The 20257-nt window shown below is 74.1% G+C and carries 16 protein-coding genes; 8 read left to right on the plus strand and 8 right to left on the minus strand.

The annotated features are described in order from the left end of the window. Positions 1-44: 44 nt before the first annotated feature. Both PV789_RS11980 and PV789_RS11985 read left to right on the plus strand, forming a co-directional pair. A complete protein-coding gene (locus tag PV789_RS11980; protein ID WP_274977480.1) occupies positions 45-941 on the plus strand; it encodes a diacylglycerol/lipid kinase family protein in 897 nt (298 codons plus the stop codon). Positions 942-953: 12 nt separating this feature from the next. Continuing rightward, positions 954-3806, plus strand: a complete 2853-nt coding sequence (locus PV789_RS11985) for a DEAD/DEAH box helicase (protein WP_274977481.1) — start codon at positions 954-956, stop codon at positions 3804-3806. 90 nt (positions 3807-3896) lie between these two features. Here PV789_RS11985 and PV789_RS11990 read toward each other — a convergent pair whose 3' ends face one another. Then, positions 3897-4958, minus strand: a complete 1062-nt coding sequence (locus PV789_RS11990) for a LacI family DNA-binding transcriptional regulator (RefSeq protein ID WP_475468509.1) — start codon at positions 4956-4958, stop codon at positions 3897-3899. A 360-nt stretch (positions 4959-5318) separates the two neighbouring features. On the opposite strand from PV789_RS11990, the gene panD reads away from it, so the two are divergent. The 4 genes from panD (at position 5319) to PV789_RS12010 (ending at position 8993) form a co-directional block, all read left to right on the plus strand. Continuing rightward, entirely contained in the window at positions 5319-5723 is a 405-nt protein-coding gene (panD, locus tag PV789_RS11995) for an aspartate 1-decarboxylase (protein WP_274977482.1), read from the plus strand. A 292-nt stretch (positions 5724-6015) separates the two neighbouring features. Beyond that, positions 6016-6273: a hypothetical protein gene (locus tag PV789_RS12000; protein ID WP_274977483.1), complete on the plus strand. Its 258-nt coding sequence runs from the start codon at positions 6016-6018 to the stop codon at positions 6271-6273. A gap of 95 nt (positions 6274-6368) precedes the next feature. After that, positions 6369-7670: an MFS transporter gene (locus tag PV789_RS12005; RefSeq protein WP_274977484.1), complete on the plus strand. Its 1302-nt coding sequence runs from the start codon at positions 6369-6371 to the stop codon at positions 7668-7670. Positions 7671-7865: 195 nt separating this feature from the next. Then, the gene (locus PV789_RS12010; RefSeq protein ID WP_274977485.1) at positions 7866-8993 is read left to right on the plus strand and encodes a DUF4352 domain-containing protein; all 1128 of its coding nucleotides are present in this window, start codon (positions 7866-7868) and stop codon (positions 8991-8993) included. Between the two features lie 33 nt (positions 8994-9026). Here PV789_RS12010 and PV789_RS12015 read toward each other — a convergent pair whose 3' ends face one another. From PV789_RS12015 to PV789_RS12030, 4 genes are all read right to left on the minus strand, one after another. After that, complete coding sequence (locus tag PV789_RS12015) at positions 9027-9887, minus strand: (2Fe-2S)-binding protein (RefSeq protein WP_274977486.1); 861 nt, start codon at positions 9885-9887, stop codon at positions 9027-9029. Between the two features lie 406 nt (positions 9888-10293). Next, the gene (locus PV789_RS12020) at positions 10294-11016 is read right to left on the minus strand and encodes a DUF2306 domain-containing protein (RefSeq protein ID WP_274977487.1); all 723 of its coding nucleotides are present in this window, start codon (positions 11014-11016) and stop codon (positions 10294-10296) included. Positions 11017-11226: 210 nt separating this feature from the next. Next, on the minus strand, positions 11227-12099 hold the full coding sequence (locus PV789_RS12025; protein WP_274977488.1) for an ABC transporter permease: 873 nt from the start codon (positions 12097-12099) through the stop codon (positions 11227-11229). Next, a complete protein-coding gene (locus PV789_RS12030) occupies positions 12096-13088 on the minus strand; it encodes an ATP-binding cassette domain-containing protein (protein WP_274977489.1) in 993 nt (330 codons plus the stop codon). The genes PV789_RS12025 and PV789_RS12030 overlap by 4 nt, the downstream gene beginning before the upstream one ends. A 100-nt stretch (positions 13089-13188) precedes the next feature. Between PV789_RS12030 and PV789_RS12035 the strand changes: the two genes are divergently transcribed. Further along, a complete protein-coding gene (locus PV789_RS12035; protein ID WP_274977490.1) occupies positions 13189-14010 on the plus strand; it encodes a TetR/AcrR family transcriptional regulator in 822 nt (273 codons plus the stop codon). A 100-nt stretch (positions 14011-14110) separates the two neighbouring features. Here PV789_RS12035 and PV789_RS12040 read toward each other — a convergent pair whose 3' ends face one another. Then, positions 14111-15142, minus strand: a complete 1032-nt coding sequence (locus PV789_RS12040; protein WP_274977491.1) for a methyltransferase — start codon at positions 15140-15142, stop codon at positions 14111-14113. A 449-nt stretch (positions 15143-15591) separates the two neighbouring features. Between PV789_RS12040 and PV789_RS12045 the strand changes: the two genes are divergently transcribed. Next, entirely contained in the window at positions 15592-16221 is a 630-nt protein-coding gene (locus tag PV789_RS12045) for a class I SAM-dependent methyltransferase (protein ID WP_274977492.1), read from the plus strand. Positions 16222-16341: 120 nt separating this feature from the next. Here the strand turns inward: PV789_RS12045 and PV789_RS12050 are convergent, their stop codons facing one another. Further along, entirely contained in the window at positions 16342-17544 is a 1203-nt protein-coding gene (locus tag PV789_RS12050) for a cupin domain-containing protein (protein ID WP_274977493.1), read from the minus strand. A gap of 237 nt (positions 17545-17781) precedes the next feature. Next, complete coding sequence (locus PV789_RS12055; RefSeq protein WP_274977494.1) at positions 17782-19962, minus strand: prolyl oligopeptidase family serine peptidase; 2181 nt, start codon at positions 19960-19962, stop codon at positions 17782-17784. Between the last annotated feature and the right edge of the window lie 295 nt (positions 19963-20257).

Raw genomic sequence — 20257 nt, forward strand, 5'->3', positions numbered from 1 at the left:
GGCGCCCCGGCGCGCCCCGCGCCCCCGTTCCCGCTAGGACTCCCATGCCCCCACACATCGCCCTCCTGGTCAATCCCGACTCCGGGCGGCGCCGCGCGGCCGTCGTCGCGGTCCGCCTCAAGGAGGCGCTGCGCGAGGCGGGGGCCCGCGTGCACGTGTACACCGGCCGCTCGGCCGCCGACAGCCGCCGCATGGCCCGCCTGGCCGCCTCCGACCGGCCCGACGCGCTCGTGGCCGTGGGCGGCGACGGCCTCGTCCACCAGGCCCTCCAGGCGGTGGTGGGCACCGGGGTCCCCCTGGCCGTGGTCCCCACCGGGACCGGCAACGACATCGCCCGCGCCTTCGGCCGCCCGAGAGGGTCGGCCGGGGACGTGGCCGAGGCGCTCCTGCGAGGGCGCACCCGCCCCGCCGACGCCGTACGCCTGACCCTGGCCGACGGCACGCAGCGCTACTTCCTCAGCGTCCTGGCCTGCGGCTTCGACGCCCGGGTCAACGAGCGCGTCAACGGGTTCCGCCACCGGATCGGCCGTATCGGGTACGTGGCCGGAATCCTGGCCGAGCTGCGCTCCTTCCAGCCCATCGACTACGACATCGAGGTGGACGGGCGCCGCATCGCCGAGCCGGGGATGCTCGTCGCGGTCGGCAACACCAGCGCCTACGGCGGCGGCATGCACGTGTGCCCCGACGCCGTCCCCGACGACGGCCTCCTCGACGTGGTCTTCGTCCGCCAGGCGCCGATCGGCCGCTTCCTGAGCGTGTTCCCCCGCGTCTTCAACGGCAGCCACACCGGCCTCGACGAGGTGGTGGTCGAACGCGGTCGCACCGTCACCATCCGCGGCGCGACCGGCGTCGCCTACGCCGACGGCGAGCGCATCGGGGAGGCGCCCCTGGTCTGCGAGGTGGCGCCCAAAGCGGTCGAGATGTTGGAGCTGACCTCATAGGCTGGAGGCCATATGAGTAGTCACGCTGAGCGGTACGCCGCCTTCCGTCGGCGCCAGGGGTCCTCCAGCGCCGCCATCGAGGCCTTCCAGGGCCTCTACGGGTTCGAGTTCGACCCCTTCCAGATCCGGGCCTGCAAGGCGCTGGAGAACGGCCACGGGGTGCTGGTGGCCGCGCCGACCGGTTCCGGCAAGACCGTGGTGGGCGAGTTCGCCGTGCACCTGGCTCTGGGCGAGGGCACCAAGTGCTTCTACACCACGCCCATCAAGGCGCTGTCCAACCAGAAGTACAACGACCTCGTCAAGCGCTACGGCGCCGACCAGGTCGGCCTGCTGACCGGTGACAACAGCGTCAACGGCGAGGCGCCCGTGGTGGTCATGACCACCGAGGTGCTGCGCAACATGCTCTACGAGGGCTCGGCCACCCTCGGCGGACTGGCCTACGTGGTGATGGACGAGGTGCACTACCTCGCCGACCGCTTCCGCGGCGCGGTCTGGGAGGAGGTGATCATCCACCTGCCCGAGTCGGTGCGCATGGTCGCCCTCTCGGCCACCGTCAGCAACGCCGAGGAGTTCGGCGAGTGGCTCCAGCAGGTGCGCGGCGACACCACCGTCATCGTGGACGAGAAGCGGCCCGTGCCGCTGTGGCAGCACGTGATGGTCGGCAACCGGGTCCACGACCTGTTCGTGGACATGGAGGAGGACGCCGACCCCGGGTCCGAGGACGGGGAGGGGCGGGAGGGCTCCACCGGGCGCGCCAAGAAGCGCAGGCGCGAGCGCCGCCGCCAGGGCTGGCAGCCCCGCGAGATCGAGGTCGGCGGGCAGAAGCTGCGGATCAACCCCCGGTTGACCCGGTTCGCCGAGGAGGACTCGCGCGTCACCCAGCTGGCCAACCGGCGCCGCCACCCGCAGTCGCGGGCCCGCGGCAACGTGCGCCCGCGCTCGCGGTTCGCGCCGCCCTCGCGGCCCACCATCATCGAGGAGCTGGACGACGACGGCCTGCTGCCCGCGATCACCTTCATCTTCAGCCGGGCGGGGTGCGACGACGCCGTCCGCCAGTGCCTGGCGGCCGGGCTGGTGCTCACCACCCCGGAGGAGGCCGACGAGATCCGCGAGTACGCCGAGACGCGGTGCGCCGACATCCCGCCCGCCGACCTGGCCGTGCTCGGCTTCGAGCAGTGGCTGCGCGCCCTGGAGGCGGGCATTTCCTCCCACCACGCCGGGATGCTGCCCGCCTTCAAGGAGATCGTCGAGCACCTGTTCTCGCGCGGCCTCATCCGCGCGGTGTTCGCCACCGAGACCCTGGCCCTGGGCATCAACATGCCCGCGCGCACGGTGGTCATCGAAAAACTCGACAAGTGGAACGGCGAGACCCACGCCCAGCTCACCCCCGGCGAGTACACGCAGCTCACCGGACGCGCCGGGCGGCGCGGCATCGACGTGGAGGGCCACGCGGTGGTCGTGTGGCAGGCCGGTACCGACCCCGAGTCGGTGGCCAGCCTCGCGGGCACCCGCACCTACCCCCTCAACTCCAGCTTCCAGCCCTCCTACAACATGGCGGTGAACCTGGTCGGCCAGGTCGGCCGCCAGCGCAGCCGCAACATGCTGGAGGCGTCCTTCGCCCAGTTCCAGGCCGACCGCGCCGTCGTGGGCCTGGTCAAACAGCTGCGCAAGAGCGAGGAGGCCCTGGAGGGCTACGCCCAGGCGGCCGAGTGCCACCTGGGCGACTTCATGGAGTACGCCGCGCTGCGCAGAGCCCTGAGCGACCGCGAGTCCATGCTCTCCAAGAACCGCTCGGCCCGGCGCCGCGACGAGGCCCTGGAGAGCCTGGAGAAGCTGCGCACCGGCGACATCATCCGCATCCCCTCGGGCCGCTACTCCGGGCACGCGGTCGTGCTGGACCCGGGGTTGCGCCACGACCTGCCCGCGCCCCTGGTGCTCACCGTGGACAAGCAGGTCAAGCGGGTCAACGCCAGCGACTTCACCGTGCCGGTGCACCCCTCCGGGCGCATCCGCGTGCCCAAGTCGTTCTCGGCCAAGTCGCCGCGCTCGCGCCAGGACCTGGCCTCCACGCTGCGCAACAAGCTCAAGGAGCGCGGCACCGACCCCGTCTACGAACGCGGCTCGCGTGAGGCGGGGGAGGACTCCGAGGTGCTGCGCCTGCGCGGGGAGATGCGCCAGCACCCCTGCCACGGGTGCGCCGACCGCGAGGACCACGCCCGCTGGGCCGAACGCTACTTCCGCCTGCGCCGGGAGACCGACGGCCTGCGCCGCCGGGTGGAGGGGCGCTCGCACGTCATCTCCCGCACCTTCGACCGCGTGTGCGGGGTGCTGGACGACCTGGGGTACCTGGAGGGCGACAGCGTCTCCGACGACGGGTCGCGGCTGGCCAAGGTCTACTCCGAACTGGACCTGCTCGTGGCCGAGTGCCTGCGCCGCGGCCTGTGGAAGGGGCTGACCCCGGTCGAACTGGCCGCCTGCGCCGCCTCGCTGGTCTACGAGGCGCGCCGCGGCGACGACGCCTATCCGCGCCTGCCCGGCGGGCGGGTGGACGAGACGCTCGCGGAGATGGTGCGCCTGTGGGGCGATCTGTCGGAGGTCGAGTCCCGGCACCGGGTGTCGTTCCTGCGCCAGCCCGACCTGGGCTTCGTGTGGACGGCGCACCGGTGGGCGGGCGGCGACCGGCTGGACGCCATCCTGCGCCAGGCCGACATGACCGCCGGCGACTTCGTGCGCACCGCCAAGATGCTGGTGGACATGCTCGGCCAGATCGCCGGGGCCAGCGGCGACGCCGAGGTGCGCACCACCGCGCGCAAGGCCGGTGACCTGGTGCGGCGCGGAGTGGTGGCCTACTCCTCGCTCACCTAGCGCACCGGTCGGGACCGTCGCCGGTGGGTCAGGCGGCAGGTGGCGGGCGGCTGTACGGCCGCGACGTGAGGGGCGGGCCCGGGAGGGCCGTCAACGCGGGTCCGGCGGGGGGATCTCCCCGGACCCGCGCACGACGAGCGCGGTGGGCACCCTCTCCTCGCGGGGCGGGCCGTCGTCGCCCGCGATGCGCGCGAAGAGCCGCCGCACCGCCAGGGCGCCGATCCGCATCACGTCCTGGGCGATCACGGTCACCCGGGGCGTGAGCAGGTCGGCCATGGGGAAGTCGTCGAAGCCCACCACCGCGACGCGCTCGTGCAGGCCGCGTTCCTGGAGGGTCTGGATGGCGCCGATGGTCAGCAGGTTCTGGGCGGTGAACAGCGCCGTGGGCGGGTGCGCGGAGTCCAGCAGCGCACGGGCCGCCCGCGCCGCCGCGGCGGAGCCGTCCAGGTCGCACACCACGCGCCCGGGGCGCTCGGGCAGTCCCCGCTCGGCCAGGGCGGCCCGGTAGCCGGTCAGGCGCTCGCCCGCCGTGCTGACGCCGCGCTCGTGGCCCAGGAAGGCGATCTCGGTGTGCCCGTGGTCGGCCAGGTGCAGCACCGCCTCGCGGGCCCCCTCGGCGTTGGCGGCCATGACCGCGTCGGCGTCCAGGCCGCGCGGCGGTCGGTCAGCGAACACCACCGGGGTGCCGGTGCGGATCTCGCGGTGCAGGTAGCCGTGGTCGGGCGCGGCCGGGACCAGCAGGATGCCGTCCACCCGGTGCAGGGTGGCCGCCCGCACCAGTTCCAGCTCGCGCCGGGGGTCCTCGTCCAGGCTCCCGGAGAGGACGAGGGTGCCGTGCTCGCGGGCCACGTTCTCCACCGCCCGGCTCAGCGTGGCGGAGAATGGGTTGGCCACGTTCTCCAGCAGCAGGGCGATCTGGCGGGTGGCGCCGTCGGTGCGGCGCAGGCTGGAGGCGGCCAGGTTCGGCCGGAAGTCCAGCTGCGCGACGGCCCGCATGACACGGTCGCGCAGCTCCTCGGAGACGGTGGAGACGTCATTGACCACGCGCGAGACCGTCTTGAGGCTCACCCCGGACAGGGCCGCGACGTCGCGCATGGTGGCCCGGCGCACCGGGTCCGCCGTGGTCCGACCGCCGTCGTGGTCCACCGCCACCAACCCCCTCGTCCCGACACCGGCCGCGGCGTTCCCGGCACGGGGCGGGGCGCGGCGCGCGGCGACCGCCCGGGGGCTCAGGGAGGTCCGGGCACGCGCGGTCCCATTGTGCCCCAGTGACCCCGGCGGGTGAGCGCGAACGCCGCAGACGCCTCTGTCGGCGAAGGGCGCCGGGGGGCACTCGGATGTGGGAGAGCGCCCGGGTGGCGCACGCCACACGCGGAACACCCCGGCCGCGGGTGCTGTTGGACGCGATGGCGGACCCCGGTGGCCGGAGCGGCACCCGGAGGGGGTCATCATGGAGAGACACGGGACCCTTGGGCCTGTAGTTCGCAAGACACCTGAAACGAGGCTTGAGCAGTGCTGCGCACCCTCATCAACGGCAAGATCCACCGCGCCACGGTCACGCAGGCCGACCTGCACTACGTCGGGTCGGTCACGATCGACGCCGACCTGATGGACGCCGCCGACATCGTCGACGGCGAGCAGGTCCACATCGTCGACATCGACAACGGCGCCCGGCTGGTCACCTACGCGATCACCGGTGAACGCGGTACCGGCGTCATCGGCATCAACGGCGCCGCCGCCCGGCTGGTCAGCCCCGGCGACCTGGTCATCATCATCTCCTACGCCCAGCTCACCGAGGCCGAGCGGGCCGAGCACGTCCCGCACATCGTGCACGTGGACCGCGACAACACGATCATCTCCCTGGGCGACGACCCGGCCGAGCCGGTGCCGGGCAGCACACTGGTCTCCGGGCGCTGAACCCGGCCCCCCAGGAACCGGAGCGCCGGACCCGGCCCCGCCCGCCGGACTCCCCACGGTGCCCGCGCCGACGTCTCCGCGTCGGTGCGGGCACCGTCGCCGTACGGGGGTCGGCTTCCTCGCAGGCGGGACATCCCTCCGGGGTGAGGGTGCGGCGTCCGCGCGGCTTCCCGACCCGCTTCCGTGCGGCCGAAACCTGCGAACCGGGAGACCGAATCCCGTGTTCTGCAAGGGTCACAGGTCACTGGTGCCGTGGCCGGTTCCGGCCTGATCACCCTCGCCCGTGCCGGGTATGTCCACCATCGGCATGGACAGGACTCGGGAGCAGGAACAGCGCCGGATCGCCGAACACATCGAGTGGCAGAAGCAGGGTGCGTGGGTGGTCCTGTGGGGTCCCTACACCCGCTGTTTCTGGGCTTTCGCGTGCTGGCCCGTGATCCCCGCGGGCGGCGTCGTCATCAGCGCGCGCGACCCGCACACCCTGTACTCGGAGATGCGCTACGTCGAGCGCGAGCACGACTTCCTGCGGTGGCGCTACGGACGCCACTGAGCGGTGTCCGGAAGGGTGTGTATTGCGACATGGCAGACATAACACGCTTCTGACTAGGATTCCTCCGTTGGTAGGACCAAACAGAGGACGCACGCGTGTCGACACACACCGCTCAGCCAGGGAGCCCCCTCACCGAGCCGGAACGGGCCCGGCTCCAGCGGCGCACCGTCCTGGTCCTCATGCTCGCGCAGATCGTCGGGGGCGTGGGCATGGGCGCGATGATCGCGGTGGGCGCGCTCATCGCCCTCGAACTCACCGGCTCCGATACCTGGTCCGGCATGGCCACCACCATGATCACCCTGGGCGCCGCCGTGTTCGCCCTGCCCCTGGCCTCTCTGGCCGCCCGGCGCGGCCGCCGACCCGGCCTCGCGCTGGGCTGGATGCTCGGCGCGCTCGGCGGCACCGTCGTCATCGCCGCCACGGTGCTGGAGGCGTTCGCGCTGTTCCTCGCTGGCATGGTCCTGGTCGGCGCCGGGACCGCCACCAACCTCCAGGCGCGTCACGCCGCCGCCGACCTGGCCTCCGAGCGCAGCCGCGGCCGGGACCTGTCGATCGTGGTCTGGGCGACCACCGTCGGCTCGGTGGCGGGCCCCAACCTCACCGGCCCCGGCGCGCGCGTGGCCGACCTGTTCGGCCTGCCCGACCTGCTGGGCCCGGTGCTGTTCACCACCACCGGGTTCGTCCTGGGCGGGCTGCTGATCCTGGCCCTGCTGCGCCCGGACCCGCTGCGCGCGGCCATGGTCGGCCGCCCCTCCGGCGGCGCGGCCCCCTCCGGCGACCGGCTGTCGGTGGCCGGGGCGCTGCGGGTGGTCGCGGCCAGCCCCGGGGCGCTCCTCGCGGTCGTGGGCATCGTGGCCAGCCACACGGTGATGGTCGCGGTCATGACCATGACCCCGGTGCACATGTCCCACCACGGCGCGGCGCTGACCGTGATCGGCCTGACCATCTCCCTGCACATCGCCGGTATGTACGCCCTGTCCCCGGTGGTGGGGTGGCTCACCGACCGGTTCGGGCGGGTGCCCGTGCTGCTGGCGGGCCAGGGCATCCTGGTCGCCGCCGCTGTGGTGGCGGGCACGGCCGGGCACGACGAGGCCAGGGTGACGGTCGGGCTGGTGCTGCTAGGGCTGGGGTGGTCGTTCGGGCTGGTGTCCGGGACGGCGCTGCTGGCGGAGTCCCTGGCCGCGGACGTGCGCCCCCGCGTGCAGGGCGTGAGCGACCTGGTGATGAACCTGGGCGGCGCGGCGGCGGGCGCCCTGTCGGGTGTGGTGCTGGCCCAGGCGGGCTTCGGCGGCCTCAACCTGTTCGCTGCCGTGTTCACCGTGCCGGTGTTCGTGCTCGCCGTGCGCGCCCGGCTGGCCCTGACGGACCGGCGGGAGCGGGCCGGGGAAGCGGGCTGACCGCCGGTCCGCCCGCCGCCGCGGAATGGGCGGACCGCACCCCGCGGCCCCGTCGTGCGCCCTTTGCCCGGGCATTACCGAAAACGCCCCGTCACCTCCGCGCGCGGGCCCGCCCCCGCGGTTACCGTGCAGGCGTGAGGCGCCCGGCGGCGGCGAGCCGGTGGGCGGACCGCGCTGACATGAGGGGTGTTCTCAGTGTCCGATCGGGAGTCCGAGGGTGTGCCGCCGGAGCAGTCGGGGCAGCACCCGGACCCGGTGAACCACCGTCCGCCGGAGGAGTGGCGTCCCGGCGACGCCGGTGACCCGATCGAGGGCGGGCCGCAGCCGCCGGGGAAGCCGCCGCACCGCTTCCCCCACTGGGAGACGCCGCCCGGTGAGGGCCAACCGCCGCACGGCCGTCACGAGAGCCCTCCCTCCACGGGTGCCCACGCCTACGGGGAGCCCCCGGCCGGGGGAGGCGCCCCCGCGGACGTCCCCCCGGGCGGACACCCGACGGGGGCGCCGCCCGAACCGGTGACCGGTGAACTCTCCGAGGGGCCCAACGGTCCCGGCCAGGCCGGATACGAACACGCGGGCTACGCCCCCGGATACGGGGAGTCGGACGGGCCCGCGACCGGCGCGGGCGGGCAGCCCCCCGGCGGGCCCCCGGGCGACTTCAGCTCCGGCCAGGGGCCGGGCTACGCCGCGGCGGGCGGCTACCCCTCGGGCCAGGGGCCGGGGTACGCGCCGGGGCAGACCGGTGGCTACGGACAGGCCTACGGCTACGGACCGGGGTCCGGCGCGGGTCAGGGCTACCCGCCCCAGGGCGGCTACGGGCCGCCGGAGACCAGACCCACCCCGTGGGGCAGGATCCTCGGGATCGGCTGCGGCGTCCTGCTGCTGCTGATGTTCGTCATCGCCGGGTGCACGACCGTCGTCCTGTTCGCGGCGGCCCACCGGCAGCCCCCGGCGCAGGAGACCGAGTCCCGGCAGGAGGGCGGCGAGGCGGCCGGGCCCCGGGTCGAGCTCACCGCCTCACCCGCCGACTTCGACCCCGGGCCGCTCTACACCGAGGGGGACTACACCAGCGTGGACGTGTCGGTGACGAACACCGGCCAGGAGGACGTCGAGGTCAACCCGCTCTACTTCCGGGTCGTGGACGCCCGGGGCGACCGGCACAGCACCTCCGAGGCCGTCGGCATGGACGCCGACGAGATCGGCGCGCGCACGCTCGCCCCCGGGCAGAGCGTCTCGGGGGTCATCACGGTCGAGGGCGAGGTGGAGCCCGAGACGGTGGTCTTCTCGCCCTTCTTCGGCGAACCGGTGGAGGTGCCGGTCAGCTGACCGGCGGCGCCGCGGAAGAGCCCGCGGTAGGGCTCAGGGTGCCAGCGCCGGGTCGCGCAGCCACTCAGACAGGTCCTGCTGGCGCTCGCCGTCGCACTTGAGCGGGCACGTGGTGCAGTACCCGTGCTCCGGGTCGCCCTTGTAGTCGAAGCAGCAGGTGCCCCGCACCGCCCAGGTCCCGCGGGGGTGGTCGGGCGCGAAGGGGAACAGGCGCGGGCGCCTGCGGGTCACCGCGCCCGCCGCGACCACCGCGTCGCCCAGGCGGGTGGCCAGATCCCAGGCCTGTTCGGGGTCGCGGCCCAGGTAGCGGGCCGGGTTGAGCATGTAGAAGTGCAGGGTGTCGAGGACCCAGCCCCACAGGGTGCGCTTGCCCGAGCGCGTGTGCCCGTGCAGGGCGTCGATGATCGGCTCGAACGTGGCGAACAGGGCCTCGCCGGCCATCCGCAGCTGGGCGTCCTCGTCCTCGGCGACCACGGTGCCGGGGTGGCCGACGGCGGGGTCGTCCGGCAGGACCGCGGTGCGGGTGCCGACCGAGGCGGGCGTGCCGAAACGCGCCAGCCCCGAGTCCCAGGGCAGGTAGAGGGTGTCCGGGCTCAGCAGCGGGGCACGCCCGGTCAGGTACAGCGATGCCGAGACCAGGAAGATGGGCTCGCGCAGGGTCACCCGCAGGAAGTTCGTGGCGGCGGGGAGGCGGTGGCCGGGGCCGTGCTCGCTGCGGAGGCGGTCGTACAGGACCGGCAGCCAGCCGTCCGCGGCCATGGCGCCCGCCTGGTGCCACCGCACGCGGCCGCGGGGAACGGCGGAGAGCTCCTCGAAGGAGAGCAGGTCGGGCAGGGGCGCGAACTTCAGCGGCGCACAGGCGTCGCGGAACGCGTCGAGCGGGTCTGGTGTCACCGCTGAACCTGCCCTTCGTCGCACGATGTCGTCATGTCCGGGGGTCGTGTGAGTGCAGTGACCTTCGGGGGACGAGTACATCTGCGCCTCTTAAGTGAGGCTACCCTAACGAACATGTGTCCCGCAATGATCATCGGATTATCCCCTAACCGAAACGCGGGTAGAAGATGCAGGTCCGGGCGGTTTTCTCCTGGTGCGTACCGGGGGTGGCGTAGGTCACCAGTGCCGTTTCGGTTGCATGTGCGGTGTGACGTGGGTGAAGGAAGAGGTGACAGAGGCAGACTCACGCGTCCCTCCAGTCCCATGCGGGCGGTGCCGAACGCGGGCGCCCGGGACCGCGCACGCCGCTGGCACACGGAAGGGGCCCTTCCCGCGGACGTACCGCGGGAAGGGCCCTGTGCGGGGTTCAGGCCGCGGCGCGCGGACGCCGCCCGGGCGGGCGGCGGTACTTGAGCCACCACTCCACCAGCAGCAGCGGCACGATCCAGGACAGGAAGGCGTTGGCCGGGGCGATGGCCAGCCCCAGTGCCGCGGTGTCGCCGCCGTACTCGCTCTCCAGCCGGGGCGTGTTCGCCATGACGAGCACGACGGTGAGCACCCGGCTGAACGCGATGCCGTAGACGAGGGCGAAGCTGCGCAGCATCCACTCGCGGTGCGCGGTGAAGCGGTGCCGACGCGCCATCCGGTACCCGATGACGGTGAAGGACAGCCACAGGAGGGCCCAGATGACGTTGCTGATCCGGACGCTGGCACCGAAGCCGCTCAGCGGGGCGATGAGCAGGCCGGGGACGCCCACGAGCGGGATCCCGGCCAGGACGTAGACGCGGCCGCTCCAGCGGTGGACGGCCGGGTGGCGGACGCGCAGCCACGGCCACACCTGGAGGATCACCAGCAGCGTCAGCAGGGAGCCGCCGAAGATGTGGGTGACCAGCAGCGGGTAGTACCAGGCGACGTCCTCGGGGACGTCCACGCGCGCCTGGGCGGGGTCCAGGCCGAGGTAGGGCGGGAGGGCGTAGACCAGGAAGGTCGCGCTGAACAGGGCCAGGGGCAGGATCCAGGGGCGCTGCCACCAGCGGGGGCCGGGGCGCTGGGCGGGCCGCTCCGGAGGGGCGGCGGCGGTCGCGGTCATGTCGGTCGTTCCTCTGCAGGAGACGGGGATACGGGCGGGGGACCGCGGTGCGGGGCCGGGCTCGCGGGGGAGGGGGAGGCGGGTGGCCGGACTCCGGCCGCCCGGCGCCGCGGCGGGGCGGGGCCGTGTGGACCCCCGGACGGCTCCGCCTCCGTGGGAGCCGCCCGGGGGCCGGGGCGCCGGACCGCCGGGCTTCGTCGGTTTGCCGGGTTACCTGCTGAGCCGCCGGAAGCGGCGCACGGCCAGCGGGGTGACCAGGAGCATGGCGGCCACCGGCAGGGCCAGGGCCACGAGCAGGGCGTTCTCCGCGGGCCAGGAGTCCGAGGGCAGGGACGGGTTGCCGAACAGGTCGCGGGTGGCGGTGACCACCGCCGACAGCGGGTTCCACTCGGCGACCGGGGCCAGCCACGAGGGCATGGCCTCGGACGGGATGAAGCTCGTCGAGAGCATGCTGAGCGGGAACGTCAGCGGGTAGACGATCATGCTCACGGAGTCGGCCGTGGGCAGCACCAGACCCAGCAGCACCCCGAGCCACACCAGGGCCAGCCGGAAGAGCAGCAGCACGCCGACGGCGGCCAGGGCTCCGGAGACCCCCTGCTCGGCGCGCCAGCCCATCGCGAACCCGACCAGGAACAGCAGGGCCACCTCCAGGCAGGCGCGCGCCATGTCCGCCAGGGCGCGGGCGCCGAGCAGGGCCGCGGGGGACATGGGCATGGACCGGAAGCGGCTCATCACGTCGCGGGCGGTGTCGCGGGCGATCCCGGAGGCGGTGCCGCCGATGCCGTAGAGCATGACCATCGCCAGCATCGCCGGGACCAGGAACTCGCGGTAGTTCTCCGTGCCCGGGGGCGCCATCACGTCGCCGAACACGTAGCCGAACAGGAGCACCATCACCACCGGCATGGTGATCGCGATGGCCGGTTCGAAGGGGTCGCGGACCATGTGCCGGAAGTTGCGGCGGGTCAGCACGAGGGTGTCGGCCCCGGCCTTGCGCAGGCGCTGGGCCCGGGTGAGCTGGCGGGGCGGCAGGCTTCCGTGGGTCAGCGGGCGCGGAGCGGCCGAGGGAGCGGTGGCGGCGGTCATCGGGACACCTCCTGAGGGGTGCGGCGGGCGCCTTCGCCGCCGCTGGCGGTCGTCCCGGTCAGGCCGAGGAAGACCTCGTCCAGGCTCGGGCGGCGGACGCCGACGTCCTCCACCCGCAGGCCGGAGCCGTCCAGGGCGCGTACGGCCCGGGTCAGCGCCTCCATGCGGTCCTCGGCCGGAACGCTGACGCGCTGCTCGTCGCGGTGCACGCTGGCCGGGGCGGACACCGCCGCGCCCAGGAGCCGCGCGGCGGCGTCCAGGTCGGCGGGGTCGCGCACGACCACGTCCAGGCGGTCGCCGCCCACCTGCGTCTTGAGGGAGTCGGGGGTGCCCTCGGCGATGACGCGGCCGTGGTCGATGACGGCGACGGCGTCGGCGAGCTGGTCGGCCTCCTCCAGGTACTGGGTGGTGAGCAGCACGGTCGTCCCGGAGGCGGTCAGGGCGCGCACCGACTCCCAGACCTGGAGGCGGCTGCGGGGGTCCAGCCCGGTGGTGGGCTCGTCCAGGAACAGGACGCCGGGCTCCTGGATGAGGCTGACGGCCAGGTCCAGGCGGCGGCGCATCCCGCCGGAGTAGCCGTCCGCGCGCCGGTCGGCGGCCTCGACGAGGTCGAAGCGCTCCAGCAGGGCACGGGCGCGTTCGTCGGCGCCCCGGGGGGTGAGGCCGTACAGGCGGCCGAACATGACGAGGTTCTCGCGTCCGGTGAGGAGTTCGTCGACCGAGGCGTACTGGCCGGTCAGGCCGATCTCGGCGCGCACGCGGTCGGCCTGGGTGAGCACGTCGTACCCGGCGACGCGGGCGTGACCGGAGTCGGGGCGCAGCAGGGTGGCCAGGACGCGCACGGCGGTGGTCTTGCCCGCGCCGTTGGGGCCGAGCAGGCCGAAGACGGTTCCGGCCTCGACGGTCAGGTCGAGGCCGTCCAGGGCGCGGGTGGCGCCGTAGCTCTTGTGCAACCCCTCGACGCTGATGGCCGGGGTCGTGTGGGACATGGCAGTGTGCTCCCTAAACTGTTTATGACGTACATTTATTGGTGTAAGTAATACACGGATCTAGGATGGTGTCAACGACGCAGCCGACGACGGGTGGGGTATGACGGCCGAGCACCAGGGGACGAGCCGGATGGAGCGGGATGTCGAGCTCTTGTGGGGGCTGCGCCAACCCGAACCGCGGAGGGGGCCCAAGCCCAGGCTCAGCCGGGAGGCTGTGGTGGCCGCGGCGGTCGCCCTCGCCGACGCCGAGGGCCTGGAGGCCGTGTCCATGCAGCGGGTGGCCAAGGAGCTGGGCTACACCACGATGTCGCTGTACCGGTACGTGGACAGCAAGGAGGACATGCTCGTCCTCATGAGCGACGCGGCCATGGACGGCGATCCGCCCCCGCCGCGCGAGGACGGGGACTGGCGGACCGGCGTGGAGGAGTGGGTCCGCGCGGCGATGGCCGTGTACCGCCGCCACCCGTGGACGGTCTACCTCACCCTGAACGGGCCGCCCAGCGGGCCCAACGGACTGCGCTGGATGGAGGCGGGGCTGCGCGAGATCTCCCGGTCCGGCCTGGACATCGGCTGGTCGCTCCAGATACTGACGATGCTCTCCGCCGTCCAGCGCGAGACGATCCGCATCGAGCTGGAGATCAGCCGCGCGGCCAGGGCGGCGGGCGGCACGATGGCCGACACCGGCCGCGACTACAGCAGGGGCCTGCGCCGTGTCGTCACCCCGGAAAGGTTCCCCACCATCGACCGGCTGCTCCGGGAGGGGGTCCTGGAGGAGACCCCCGACACCCCGCAGGAGGGCGCGGGCGGGCCCGCGGAGGACCTGGACTTCTCCGTCCGGCGGATCCTGGACGGCATCGAGGTCCACGTGGAGCGCCAGCGCGCCGAGGAGGAACGGGAGGGCCCCGCGGGCGCGGGGGAGTAGCGGGTACGGCTGCCGGAGCGGCTCTCGCGGCCGCTCCGGCACCGCCCGCGCGGCGACCGCGACGCGGTGCGGCCGCCGACAGGACGAACGGAGTCGGCCGCTAGTCCGCGGCCACGGCTTCGATCACCGAGTAGGGCCGCGAGATCGCCGTCCGCTTCGCTCTCCGTAGCCCCGCCCTGGTCAACAGGGCGTCGAACTCGGCCATGTCACGTTCCTTGCCCTCGGTGATGACGAGCATGTTCATGTCCATGAGAGCGGCGTCCAGGCCGGGGTCCTCGACGGGTCCCACGACCATCTCCACGATGCACACCCGCCCCCCGGGCGCCATGGCCCTGCGGCAGTTCTCCAGGATCCGCACGCAGTCGTCGTCCTGCCAGTCGTGCAGGACGAACTTGAGCAGGTACAGGTCACCCGGCGGAACGGTGTCGAAGAAGTCGCCGCCGACCACGGTGAGCCGGTCGAGCAGACCGGCGCCCTCGGCCTCGGCGCGCGCTCCCGCGGACGTGCCCGGCAGGTCGAGGACGACCCCCCGGGCCTCGGGGTCGCGTCTGAGGAACTCGTGGACGAAGGTCCCGTTGGCACCGCCGACGTCGACGATGGTCGGAGCTCCGGAGGTGTCGATCACCGCGGCGGCCTCGGGGGCGACGGGGCCGGTGAGGTCGGTCATCGCGTCCGAGAACAGCGCGCCCTCCCCGGGGTTGTCCGCCAGGTAGTCGAAGAGCGGGGACCCCAGGGCCTGGGCGGAGCGGGTGCTCCCGGAGCGGACCGCGTCGGTGGCCTTCGCCCAGCTCCTCCAGTGCCCGGGCATGGTCTGGACCATGGACCAGTTGGCCAGGGTGCCGGGGGCGCCGCGCCGCAGCGTGGCGAGCAGGTCCGTCCCGGAGAACCGTTCCGTGGCCGGGTCGAAGGACACCAGGCCCAGGGCCACGCACACGCGCAGAAGTCGGAACATCGCCTCCGGGTCGGTGGAGGCGGCGTCGGCGATCTCCCGTGCGCTCCTGGGCCCTTCCTCCAGGTGTTCGGGGATCGAGAGCGCCGCCACGGTGCGCACGATCTGGCTCGTCCACATGCCCTGGGTGTAGGACATCATGGTCTGGTACTCGGTGCTGAGCGCCGTCTGTGGGGAGTTCACTTCTCTACCTTCGACTCTCTGTCTCGGCTTCGCTTCGGAGTTGAGTTGTCGCGCAGGGTCACGGCGTCTCGCGTTCCGCTAGCGCGGAAACGGTCGGATCGGTCCCGCGCACGGGGATGGACCGAACGGTTCGCGGATCCGAGTTCGACGGACGCGGGCCGTCTCCGGGGCGAACGCCCCCGTCACCGGTCGGACACGGGAGGGGGCGTCCGTCTCAGGGGGTGCCCGGTCCGCGCGGCGACCCGCGGTGGGAGAGGGCCCGGGTCAGGGGTCGGTGAGCGTCCGGGGCGCAGATCCGTTCTGGTGCCATGCTCGTGCGTGCTCTCCCTCGGTTCTGTCGGCCTGGCGGCCCGCCACTGTCACGCGTCGCGAGCGTGAAGCCACCCGTACCCGTCGAAAAAGCCTCGAAACGGTACGGGAAGCGGCCGCGGGTGCTAGCTTGCTGTGCCGTGACAGAGCACCAGGAACGGACCGGGGCGGCCTACGACGGGGTCGTGGAGCTGTACGCGTCGATGTTCGCCGACCGGCTGGAGACGCAGCCGTTCTCGCGCAACATGATCGGCACCTTCGCCGAGCTGGTACGCGCGACGGGCAACCCGCGGGCGGCCGACGTCGGCTGCGGGCCCGGGCACCTGACGGCCATGCTGTGCGAGCTGGGGCTGGACGCCCGCGGGTTCGACCTCTCCCCGGGCATGGTCGAGCACGCTCGGCGGGCCCGTCCGGCGCTGCGGTTCGACCAGGGGCGGATGGAGGCCCTGCCGGTCGGGGACGGCGCGCTCGGCGGCGTGCTGGCCCACTACTCGATGATCCACACCCCGCCCGGGGAGCTGCCCGCGCTGCTCGCCGAGCAGGTGCGCGTCCTGGCGCCGGGGGGCCTGCTCCTGGCCTCGTTCTTCGCGACCGAGGGACCGGAGCCGGTCCCCTTCGACCACAGGGTGGCGCCCGCCTACAGCTGGCCGGTGGACCGGTTCGCGGAGCTGCTGACCGGGGCAGGACTGGTCGTGTTCGCCCGGCTGCTCCACGACCCGGCCTCCGAGCGGGGCTTCCTGGACGCCCACGTGCTGGCGCGCCGGCCCTGAGCGGTGCCGGTTGCCCTCGGGGCGCGGGCAGCGCGAAGCGGGCGGGCCGGGGACCCCCCTACTACTACGGTAGGCGCGCGCGGGCCCGGCCCACCAGGCCCTTCGCGCGCCTGTGGACGGCTACCGCACCACCACCAGGTGGTGCCGCGACAGCGCGGACACGACCTCCGCCGTCCGCTCGAACTCCGCGCCCGCGCGCTCGGCCAGTTCGGCCACGGTCAGCTCCCGGTGCTCGGCCAGCGCCTCCAGGACCGGTCCGACCACGGCCGGGAACCGGTACCGCCGCCCGCCCACCGTCACGGCCACCCTCTCGCCGTCGTGGGACAGCGGCGGCGGCAGGATCGGCACGAACTCCACCCGCGCGTGCGCGGGCGGCGCCCCCTCCTCCACCGGCCACGGCAGCGAGAACGAGGTCCGGCGCGGGAAGCGCGCGTCCCGCTCGGCCAGGAAGCCGTCCAGGTCCAGATCCTCGGCCAGCTCCGCCATCCGGGCCGCCAGCGCCCTCTGGTGCTTGCGCCGCACGTCCGGGTCGGCGAAGCGCGGCAGGTCCCTGCGGAACACCTCCTCCTCGAACAGCCGCCGCAACAGCGCGTCCGCCCACTCCACCCCGGTCGCCCGGGTGAAGCCGAAGGTCAGGTGCATGCTCACCCCGCCGGTCCCGGTCACCGTGTGCCACCAGCCGCGCGGCACGTGGATGACCTGGCCAGGCCGCAGCACGCCCTCCCACACCAGGTGCAGCTCGCCGTCGGCGTCGCGCGGCGGCGTGTGGGCGTGGTCCACGTCGTTCTTCATCGGGTAGGGGCGCGACCCCGGGCCGTGCACCTGCCAGTGCTTGGTCCCCTCCACCTGGACGATCACCGTGTCGTGGTCGTCCCAGTGGGTGTCGAAGCCGCGCGAGCCGCCCCAGATCAGGTACAGGTTGGCCTGCGCGCGCTCGCGCACCAGCCGCATGAGGTCGTCGGCCGCCGCGCCCACCGGCGGGTGCATCCGGTCCACGCTGTCCAGGACCAGGCTCGCCCCCTCCCGCAGCTCCCGGTACAGCGCCTCGGGCCGCACCACCCGCCGCGCGCTGCGCGAGGAGGTCGCCGCCTCGGTGTAGCGGTCGGCCGGGACCGGGGACCCGTCCCGGTGCAGGCGCAGCCTGGGCGGCTCGGGGGAGCATGTGGCCAGCAGACCGTTGAGGTCGTCGAAGGTCAGCAGCGAACGCACCGCGTCCGCGCCCAGGTCGGCGAAGACGAACTCCTCGGACAGGCGCTCGGTGAGGGCCTCCCTTCCCACGACGTCGCTCAGGGTCCGGGTGAACAGGTGGCCGGGATCGGTCATGAGGGGGCGTCCTCTCCGTGCACGGGGGCTGGGCCCCGCCCGACCCGGGGGGACCGGGCCGGGCGGGACGCGATCAGATGAAGTCGGAACTGGAGTCGGTGCCGTCGCTGTCGCCGCCCGCGGTGATGTCGCGGGAGGTCACCTCTGCCAGGTCCTCGGTCTCGACCTCGATCGGGTCCATACGCACCACACCTCGCTTTCTGTGTGCCGTTTCTCTTGCCAGGGCCGCCCCCGCGCTCAGCGCGGCGACAGCCCCGTCCGGTGGGCCGCGAACGCGTGCGCGTCGGCGGCCAGTCCCACCGCCCGGCTGACCGCGCGCGGGCCGTGGCCCACGTCGCGCTCGTACCGGAGCAGGACGGGCGGGCGCCCCTCCTCCCGCGCGGCCGCCGCCAGCAGCGCCGCGCACATCTTGCGCGGGTGGGCGGCGTCGGTGCGGGTGTCACCGTGGAAGCCGGTGAGCAGGACGCCGGGGAAGCGCCGCCTGGGCCCGTCCCCGGTGCTCTCCAGCACCCGGTGGTAGGGGGAGTAGGACATCAGGGCGGCGAAGTCGTCGGGGTCGGCGGCGGTGCCGAACTCGCGGGTCCACATCCGGCCCAGGCCCATCCGCTCGAACCGGGCCATGTCCGCCAGCGGCGCGGAGGCGATCACCGCCCCGCACAGGTCCGGGCGCGCGGCCGCGGCGGCCAGGACGAGCAGCCCGCCCGCCGAGCCGCCCGACAGGCACAGCTGCTCGCGGGTGCACATCCCCGCCCCGACCAGGGCCGCCGCCGCGGCCACCAGGTCCTCCACGGCGCGCGGCTTGCCGCGGCCCGAACCGGCCAGGTGCCAGTCGCGGCCCGCGTCCCCGCCGCCGCGCACGTGGGCGACGGCGTACCGGCCGCCCGAGAGCAGCCAGGCCAGCACGGTCGCGCTGAACCCGAACTGGCGCGGGCGTCCGAAGCCGCCGTAGGCGTGCAGGAGGGTCGGCTCGGGGATCAGTCCGCTGCCGGGCGCGGCGTGGTCGCGGCCCGCGGCGGTGAACACGGTCACCGGGACCCGGGTACCGTCCGCGGAGCGGCACCAGACCACCGAGCGCTCCACGGCAGGGGAGGGCGGTGCCTCAGCGGCGCCGGGCGGCCAGGGGCTCGGGGTGCGCTCCCCGGGGGCCAGGCGCAGGACCCGCTGCTGGGTGGCCACGTCCGCGTACCCCAGGTACACCGACCCGTCGGGTGCCGTCTCCGGCGTGGAGACCATCCCCTCCCCGGGCAGGTCCACCGTGTACAGGAGCCCACCGGTGCGGGTGTCGTGGACTGCCGCGGCGCTGATGCCCAGTCGGGTGCGCGCGACGAACAGGGCGGTGCCGCCCTCGGGTCCGGCGGGGCAGGGCGCGAAGGCGTCCAGGGTCGCCCCGTCCTCCTCGGGCACCACCTCGCGCCAGTGCCCCACCCCCGGCTCCTCGGGGGAGACCGCGCAGATCCGCCGCCACGGCGCGCCCAGGGTGGTGCGCAGGTACAGGAGGCCGTCCGGGCCCAGCCGGGCCTCGGTCTCGGCCTCCTCGCCCACCTGGACGGGCCGCAGCGGGGGCCGCTCGGGGAGGTCGGCCGGGCCGGTCTCACAGGTCGGGGCGCTCGGGTCGGCCGAGGCGGCGGGTCGGGCGGGGCCGGTCAGGTCGGCCAGCCACAGGTCGGTGCGGTGCCCGGTGCCGTGGCTCTCGGACACCAGCAGCCACCGGCCACCCAGGACGCGCACCCCGGGCACGGTTCCGGACGCCGCGCAGGCGTGGACCAGCGTCTCGGTGCCGTCCAAAACCCGGCGCAGCCACACGCCGCGCACGCCCCTGGCGCCGTCGCGGCGCACGTAGTAGAAGGCGGGGACGCCCCGGGGCGCCCAGGCCACGTGGGAGTAGCGCACCTCGGGCACCTCGGGGCCCACGGGCTCCCCGCTGCCCGCGTCGATCACGCGCAGGACGCCGCGCTCCACGCCCCCCGACGAGGTCTGCACGGCGACCAGTCCCCCGTCGGGGGAGGGGTCCCAGGCGTCCAGGGTGGTGTGCCCGGCCGGGTCCTCGGCCACGGGGTCGTAGACGGTGCGCGGCGGGCCGTCGCCGTTCAGGACCACCAGGCGGGGGTGCTCGCCCCCGGCCGGGCGCACGGTGGCGAACACCGCGCCGGGCCGGTGCACCGGCGGGCTCCACAGGTCGGTGTCCACCAGGGAGCGGATGAGCCCGGCCAGGCGGTCGCGCAGGGGCCAGGCGAGCGCCTCCGCCGCGTACTCGCGGCCCCGCTCCTCCAGCCAGCGCTGCGTCTCGGGGGAGTCGGCGGACTCCAACCACCGGTAGGGGTCGGGCACGGGACGGCCGTGCAGGACGTCGACGGCGGGCTCGGGCTCGGGCGCGGACTCGGTGACGAGAGCGGCTCCGGGGGCTCGGTTGGACACCACACAATCGTTGGGGTGCGCTCATCCGGGGGTCAAGAAACAGATGCCTTGCCCCGAGGTGCGTGACTGTGTCCTCGGAGCAAGGTTTGCCCCGGTGCGGACTGGATAAGGTCCGCGCCCCGGCCGGGCCCGTTCCCGTGGGTGCGCGACGGTGGTCGAGACCACCTGCCCCACCTGTCCTGCCCGCCTCACCTGCGCCGCCGGTCGCGCGGGTGCGTTCCACCGCGCCCTCGGGGACCCCGCGCACGGGTGCGCCCCGCCGGGCCCCTCCCGCAGGAGGGGGGAGGGGCCCGGCGGG

It is taken from the genome of Nocardiopsis camelliae (assembly GCF_028993595.1).
Lineage (GTDB): Bacteria > Actinomycetota > Actinomycetes > Streptosporangiales > Streptosporangiaceae > Nocardiopsis > Nocardiopsis dassonvillei.

What these genes read in the sequence shown, in the direction of transcription:
- PV789_RS11980 (WP_274977480.1), top strand. Translation starts at nt 45, where the DNA reads ATGCCCCCACACATCGCCCTCCTGGTCAATCCCGACTCCGGGCGGCGC.
- PV789_RS11985 (WP_274977481.1), top strand. Translation starts at nt 954, where the DNA reads ATGAGTAGTCACGCTGAGCGGTACGCCGCCTTCCGTCGGCGCCAGGGG.
- PV789_RS12000 (WP_274977483.1), top strand. Translation starts at nt 6,016, where the DNA reads ATGTCCACCATCGGCATGGACAGGACTCGGGAGCAGGAACAGCGCCGG.
- PV789_RS12020 (WP_274977487.1), bottom strand. Translation starts at nt 11,016, where the DNA reads ATGACCGCGACCGCCGCCGCCCCTCCGGAGCGGCCCGCCCAGCGCCCC.
- PV789_RS12025 (WP_274977488.1), bottom strand. Translation starts at nt 12,099, where the DNA reads ATGACCGCCGCCACCGCTCCCTCGGCCGCTCCGCGCCCGCTGACCCAC.
- PV789_RS12030 (WP_274977489.1), bottom strand. Translation starts at nt 13,088, where the DNA reads ATGTCCCACACGACCCCGGCCATCAGCGTCGAGGGGTTGCACAAGAGC.
- PV789_RS12035 (WP_274977490.1), top strand. Translation starts at nt 13,189, where the DNA reads ATGACGGCCGAGCACCAGGGGACGAGCCGGATGGAGCGGGATGTCGAG.
- PV789_RS12050 (WP_274977493.1), bottom strand. Translation starts at nt 17,544, where the DNA reads ATGACCGATCCCGGCCACCTGTTCACCCGGACCCTGAGCGACGTCGTG.